At 70.3% G+C, this 724-nt stretch carries 1 protein-coding gene; it reads left to right on the forward strand.

Annotation, left to right across the window (positions count from 1 at the left end):
- Positions 1 to 56 precede the first annotated feature (56 nt).
- A partial coding sequence (locus IE182_RS31565; protein WP_190113423.1) for a DUF4097 family beta strand repeat-containing protein occupies positions 57 to 724 on the forward strand: 668 nt, incomplete at its 3' end.

Consider the following 724-nt stretch of genomic DNA (forward strand, 5'->3'; position numbering starts at 1 on the left):
GAACGCAACGTAGCTTTTGCGGAGTCAGAAACGACAACGCCGAAGGAAAAGCCATCATGCAGAAGTTCGCCACCGCCGCCCCGATCGCCGCCGTCCTCGACATCCCCGCGGGCAGCATCCGCTTCATCGCCGCCGACCGCGCCGACACCACCGTCGAGGTCCTGCCCGCGAACGCCTCCAAGGGCCGGGACGTCAAGGCCGCGGAGCAGATCGAGGTCGCCTACGCCGACGGCGTCCTGCGGATCCACGCCCCGGCAGCGAAGAACAAGGTCCTGGGCAACTCCGGGTCCGTCGAGGTCACGGTCCAGCTGCCCGCCGGCTCCCGCATCGAGGCGAAGGCCGCCGCCGCCGAGATCCGGGGCGTCGGACGCCTCGGCGACGTCACCGTCGAGGGCGCCCTCGGCCCCGTCAAGCTCGACGAGGCCGAAAGCGCCCGCCTCACCCTCCAGGCCGGCGACATCTCCGTCGGCCGCCTGAACGGCCCCGCACAGATCAGCACCCAAAAGGGCAACCTCCACATCACCGAAGCCACCCACGGCACCCTCACCCTGCACACCGCGTACGGCGACATCACCGTCGGCGCCACCCGCGGAGCCTCCGCCTCCCTGGACGCCGGCACCAGCTACGGCCGCATCCACAACACGCTCAACAACACCGACGGCCCCACCCCCCACCTGACCATCCACGCAACCACCGCCTACGGCAACATCACCGCCCGCAGCCT

Origin of the sequence: Streptomyces cinnamoneus (assembly GCF_014650495.1) — a bacterium.
Classification (GTDB): domain Bacteria; phylum Actinomycetota; class Actinomycetes; order Streptomycetales; family Streptomycetaceae; genus Streptomyces; species Streptomyces cinnamoneus.